Annotated in this window: 6 protein-coding genes; 2 read left to right on the forward strand and 4 right to left on the reverse strand. The window is 42.9% G+C overall.

Features of this window, described 5'->3' with window-relative positions; all coding sequences use genetic code 11:
• Positions 1-318: 318 nt before the first annotated feature.
• Entirely contained in the window at positions 319-1,452 is a 1,134-nt protein-coding gene (hemW, locus tag ABWO12_RS12000; protein WP_353089248.1) for a radical SAM family heme chaperone HemW, read from the reverse strand.
• 34 nt (positions 1,453-1,486) lie between these two features.
• Positions 1,487-2,038: a crossover junction endodeoxyribonuclease RuvC gene (gene ruvC / locus ABWO12_RS12005; protein ID WP_353089255.1), complete on the reverse strand. Its 552-nt coding sequence runs from the start codon at positions 2,036-2,038 to the stop codon at positions 1,487-1,489.
• Positions 2,039-2,085: 47 nt separating this feature from the next.
• Between ruvC and ABWO12_RS12010 the strand changes: the two genes are divergently transcribed.
• A complete protein-coding gene (locus tag ABWO12_RS12010) occupies positions 2,086-3,030 on the forward strand; it encodes a lysylphosphatidylglycerol synthase domain-containing protein (protein WP_353089250.1) in 945 nt (314 codons plus the stop codon).
• Positions 3,000-4,130, forward strand: coding sequence for a glycosyltransferase (locus ABWO12_RS12015; protein WP_353089251.1), 1,131 nt, complete (start codon positions 3,000-3,002; stop codon positions 4,128-4,130). Before ABWO12_RS12010 ends, ABWO12_RS12015 begins: the two co-directional genes overlap by 31 nt.
• On the opposite strand, the gene ABWO12_RS12020 is transcribed toward ABWO12_RS12015, so the two are convergent.
• Positions 4,127-4,636, reverse strand: coding sequence for a hypothetical protein (locus ABWO12_RS12020; RefSeq protein WP_353089252.1), 510 nt, complete (start codon positions 4,634-4,636; stop codon positions 4,127-4,129). The genes ABWO12_RS12015 and ABWO12_RS12020 overlap by 4 nt on opposite strands.
• On the reverse strand, positions 4,608-4,973 hold the full coding sequence (locus ABWO12_RS12025) for a hypothetical protein (RefSeq protein WP_353089253.1): 366 nt from the start codon (positions 4,971-4,973) through the stop codon (positions 4,608-4,610). Before ABWO12_RS12025 ends, ABWO12_RS12020 begins: the two co-directional genes overlap by 29 nt.
• Positions 4,974-5,251 lie beyond the last annotated feature (278 nt).

The raw sequence follows: 5,251 nt of genomic DNA on the forward strand, positions 1-5,251 counted from the left end.
TACACTTTGCGGTTAAAAATTACAAATTCAATAAAAACAAATCACTCGCAATCCCATCACTTAGATTGTTTAAGTTTAAGGTGGGTTAAAATTTTGCATAATTAATTCTTAGTATGCTGCGATTTAACCGCAAAGCACGCTATGGTAGCGCAAAGTAAACAAAGAATTATGATTTATGAACATTCTCTTTTTTCCGTCGTTAATGAAGGAAACATTAAAGTAATCGAACAAAGATTTAATCATTCATTTTTCACACGCTATATGGCTTAAAAAAATTGGCGCACTTTGCGAAAACTTAGCGCGCTTGGCGGTTAAAAATTACAAATTCAATAAAAACAAATCACTCGCAATCCCATCACTTAGAAACTTTCCTTTACGGGTAGCGCGAACGATATCCCCGTCTATGAAGAGCAAATGGTCTTCCAAATGCGCTTCGGCTTGTTGTAGAAAATACGTCTTGAATCGGGGTCCGAATTCCATTTCCAACCGATGTAAATCAACGCCCCAAATCGTGCGCAATCCTGTCATCACATATTCGTTATAACGATCGGTTAGGGATAAAGTTTCCAATTCGATAGGCAATTCATGGGCTTCGAGGGCTCGGATGTATTTGGTGTTGTTGGAAATATTCCAACCGCGTTGGGTACCGTTAAAACTATGCGCGGCAGGCCCAATGCCTATATACGGTTTGCCCAACCAATAGGCCGAATTATTTTTGGAAAAATAACCTTCTTTTCCAAAATTGGACAACTCATAATGCACAAAACCGGCAGCTTCGAGTTGGTCCATCAACAATAAAAATTGCTCTTGGGCTTGGCCATCATCCGGATTAGGTACAATCCCTTTTTGCACAAACGAATGCAAGGCCGTTTTGGGTTCGACCGTCAACGCATAACTCGAAATGTGCGGTACCCCCAAGTTCAAAGCCGTTTGGATATTTGCCAACCATTTTTCATGCGTAAGTCCGGGAATCCCGTAAATCAAGTCCAAGGTAATGTTATCAAAAAGTGTGGTGGCCAATTGCAAACAAGCCAAGGCTTCTTGGGCATTGTGCGCGCGATTCATCAACCGTAAATCCTCTTCAAAAAACGACTGTACTCCAATAGACAAACGATTCACCGGAGTTTGTGCCAAAGCGTGTAAATAGACCGGAGTCAAATCATCGGGATTGGCTTCCAGGGTGATTTCGGGTTGGTCAACCACCTTGAAGTGTTGGTAAATGGAATCGATGAGAAAAAGAAGTTCATGAATCGTAAGGACACTTGGCGTGCCGCCTCCAAAATAGATGGTTTCAATTACAGTATTGGCACCCATCCAATGGTTCCGCAACGCCATTTCGCGCGCCATCATGGCCACCAGCGCTTCCTTTTTTTTCAAAGAAGTCGAAAAATGGAAATCACAATAGTGACAGGCTTGTTTGCAAAAAGGAATATGGAGGTAAATGCCACTCATGGTGAAAGTTTCAGGTTTCAGGTTTCATGTTCTACTAACCAACTCGATCTTGATTCTGTTTCACAAAGGCATCCCAACCCGAATAACTTTTCCCCGCTACCACTTTGCCGGTGTTAAAAAAATGACACACGGCGGCGGCCAAACCATCGGTGGAATCGAGATTTTTGGGTAATTCTTTTAATCCCAATAATTGCTGCAACATTTTAGCGACTTGCTCTTTGCTGGCATTTCCGTTACCGGTGATTGCCATTTTGATTTTCTTGGGTTCGTATTCGGTAATCGGAATTTGTCGGGACAAACCAGCGGCCATAGCTACCCCTTGGGCTCGACCCAATTTCAACATCGATTGGACGTTTTTACCAAAAAAAGGGGCTTCAATCGCAATTTCATCGGGATGGTAGGTATCGATTAACTCAAGGGTGCGTTCGAAAATTTTTTTCAACTTCACATAATGATCATCGTATTTACTCAACATCAATTCATTGAGTTGTATAAATTCCATTTTTTTGTTGACCACACGAATGAGTCCAAACCCCATAATCGTGGTTCCCGGGTCGATACCTAGTATAATTCGTTCGTTTGCCAAGGTCAATTCATTCGTTGGTTTCGCCAAAAAAGCGTTTTCTTTGTACCATGAAGGCACGGTCAGACAAAGCTACACAATTCCTTACAGTTCTCCTCAAAATTCTGATTGTATCAGCAGCCTTTTATGTAATCTACGACCGATTGAATTCAGATCCCCAACTCTCCTGGATGGCCTTTCGCGAAGCCCTTCAAAAAATTGCTCATCCGGGGATGCTGCTTCTATTGTTTGCCATGACCTTTGGCAACCGTTTTTTGGAAATCCTTAAATGGCAAAATTTGGGTTCAACCCTTCGCCCACTTTCGCTAGGGGAATCGACCAAACAAGTATTGGCGGCTTTAACAGCGGGCATTTTCACACCTAACGGCATCGGAGAGTACGCGGGAAAAGCCTTCTATTTCCCCAAAAAAGAGGCAGGTCAAGTCGTCTTTTTAAATCTGATTTGCAACGGTATTCAAATGGTGCTCACCATCGTTTTCGGGACCCTTGGACTTTTTATTTTAGGATATACCCCTTGGGCTTGGGGTGTTATGGCGCTGGCTACCGCCCTAGGATTGCTTTTTTATTTTACCCAAAAAATTACCCTCAAAGGCTATTCGTTTGGCTTATTGTGGGTCAAAATTCAGGCACTCCCCAAGGCTGTACACCAAAAAAACAACCTCTTAGCCCTAGGCCGTTACCTCATCTTTTCCCACCAATACTATTTTTTATTTCGGGCATTTGAGGTACATTTACCTTACGCTACTTTAATGGGCGCCATTGCAGCGGTCTATTTCATGGCTTCCTCTTTACCGAGTTTTCAATTTTTGGATTTTGCCGTAAAAGGGAGCGTTGCCTTGTTCTTCTTCGGAAAATTGGGCGTCAACGACTGGACTGTTGTTTTCATAAGTACGCTCATGTGGCTCATGAATGTAGTGGTTCCCGTACTTTTAGGAAGTTATTATATTTTAATCTTTAAACCACAATGGACATCCTCCTCGGCTTCGGACTCATAACAGTGATTTATGCGGGTTTCCTTTTGCATATTTTTTCAGGTATCGCAAAACTCCGAACATTCACCCCCAAACATACATCGCCAACCACCGGATTTTCAATCGTTATCCCCATACGAAATGAGGCGAAAAACCTACCGGCACTATTGAATTCCATTGCAAATCTCAAGTATCCGCCCGAACATTTTGAAGTCATCATCATCGACGATTTCTCGGAAGACCAAAGTGAACGGATTTACCTGAATTGGCGGTTGAGCCACAGTCAGTTTGACACTACTTTTTTGGAAAACGTACGACGAACAGGGTCGCCTAAAAAAGACGCCATTTCCCGTGCCTTACCTATCCTGAAACATCCGTGGGTGATTACCACCGATGGCGATTGTATTTTACCCGAAAATTGGCTGCAAACCTACCACGATTACATTCAGGAAACGAACTGTGCGATGGTCGCGGGACCCGTCATTCTAAAAACAAAAAACAACTGGTTTCACGATTTTCAACAATTGGAAAACCTTGCGTTACAAGGCACCACGATGGGTAGTTTTGGAAACGGCCAAGGATTTATGTGCAATGGCGCCAACTTTGCTTACACGAAATCCTTTTTTCTTGACTTAGGGGGCTTCGACGGACTCCAACAATACGCGGGGGGTGATGATGTGTTATTGTTACAAAAAGCCTTACAGCAACAACCGCAAAAAGTAGGCTATTTGAAAAGTGCCGCAGCGACCGTTGAAACCCGTGCCATAGACGATTTGTATGAAGTACTTCAACAACGTATTCGCTGGGCGGCGAAGTCAACGGGCTATTCCAATACGTATGCAAAAGGGCTAGCCGTTGTCGTTTTGTGGATGAATCTAAGTTGGGTAACTGCCGTCATTCTTGCCTTTAACCATAAAGTGAACTGGCCCATTGTTTGGAGTATGTGGGCGGTAAAATATGCGGTGGACTTTTTGGTCATGTACCGTACGAATGCTTTACTACGAAACGGTCAATTCTTCTTACCCCTAGCGAGTAGTGTGGTGTATCCGTTGTTTAGTAGTGTAACCGGAATTGGGGCGCTTTTTGGCGGATTCCGGTGGAAAGGACGTGCGTTCCGGCGTTAATTTTCACTGCGAAGGATGACCGGCAAAATAAACTGTGACTTTACAGGAATACCGCGTTTGAGGGCCGGATTAATTTTGGGTAAATCGGTCAAACGGGTGCGCAAAATACTATCTATCTTTTTCTTGTCGTAAGCGGTTGAATCTTGTGGGAATTGGGGTTCCAACACCAATGTTGCATCGGGATTGACCGTTACTTTCACTTTAATGGTGTCGACCGCTGGAGGAAGTACCGCCAACGAATCGGAAGTTAATTTTTCTTGAATGGTGGCCGAAAGGAATTCAAAAAAGCATTGTTTTCGTTGGTTGGCATCGGTCAATTTTTCACACGCCTCAATCGATGGATATTCATCGACCTGATCCCAACGGATGGCTTGAAGTTCTTTTTCCAACAACTCCTGTTCGTTGGGAACTTGTTTTTCAAAATAACTGCAAGAGGTTAGGGCCAACGCCAAAAGGAAAAGCACTTTTTTCACTTCCTTAATTTTTCGATTGTAAATACGCTTCATACCGTTTGTCAAACCATTCTTTTTTGGTTTGTTCCGCTGTCTCTTTTTGCGCTTTGTAGAGCATTCCCAACTTCTCCGAATAAATAGCGATTTTTATGGTATAGGTATAATATTCTTCTTTGGTCATAATCCGTTGAGGGTCATTTTGCTTTTCAAAAAACGAAAAAAACAACGCATCATACTTTTTCTTGTCGTAGGCCAAAACTTCTTTTCGGTATTGGGCATACAAGGTGTTTTTTAGCGCCAAATCAGGATCGGAAGCCTGTTGTGCCAACAAAGAAGGCGCCACTACCCCTGAGCCGATCCACAGTACAAAAAACCAAATCCATTTACGCATAGTTCACCGATTCAAAGAAACCAAAAGTAGTAAAATAAACGCAATCAAAAACAGGAAGCTGGTCAAAGGCCGCTACTCTTTGCAAACTTAATCCTTTGCGTTCTTCGCGCAACCTTCGCGCCTTTGCGGTTAAAATAGAAGCAAGAAGAAAGAAGCAAGAAGAAAGAAACTGCGAAACTTGGTGCAAACATCGTGAAACCTCGTGCTCCAAAATCCAAACATTAAGAAATTAAGTATACCCACTAAACCGTATAGATTAAGAGCCTTAAGCTGGCCAA

The organism is Flavobacterium sp. (genome assembly GCF_040379285.1).
Lineage (GTDB): Bacteria > Bacteroidota > Bacteroidia > Flavobacteriales > Flavobacteriaceae > Flavobacterium.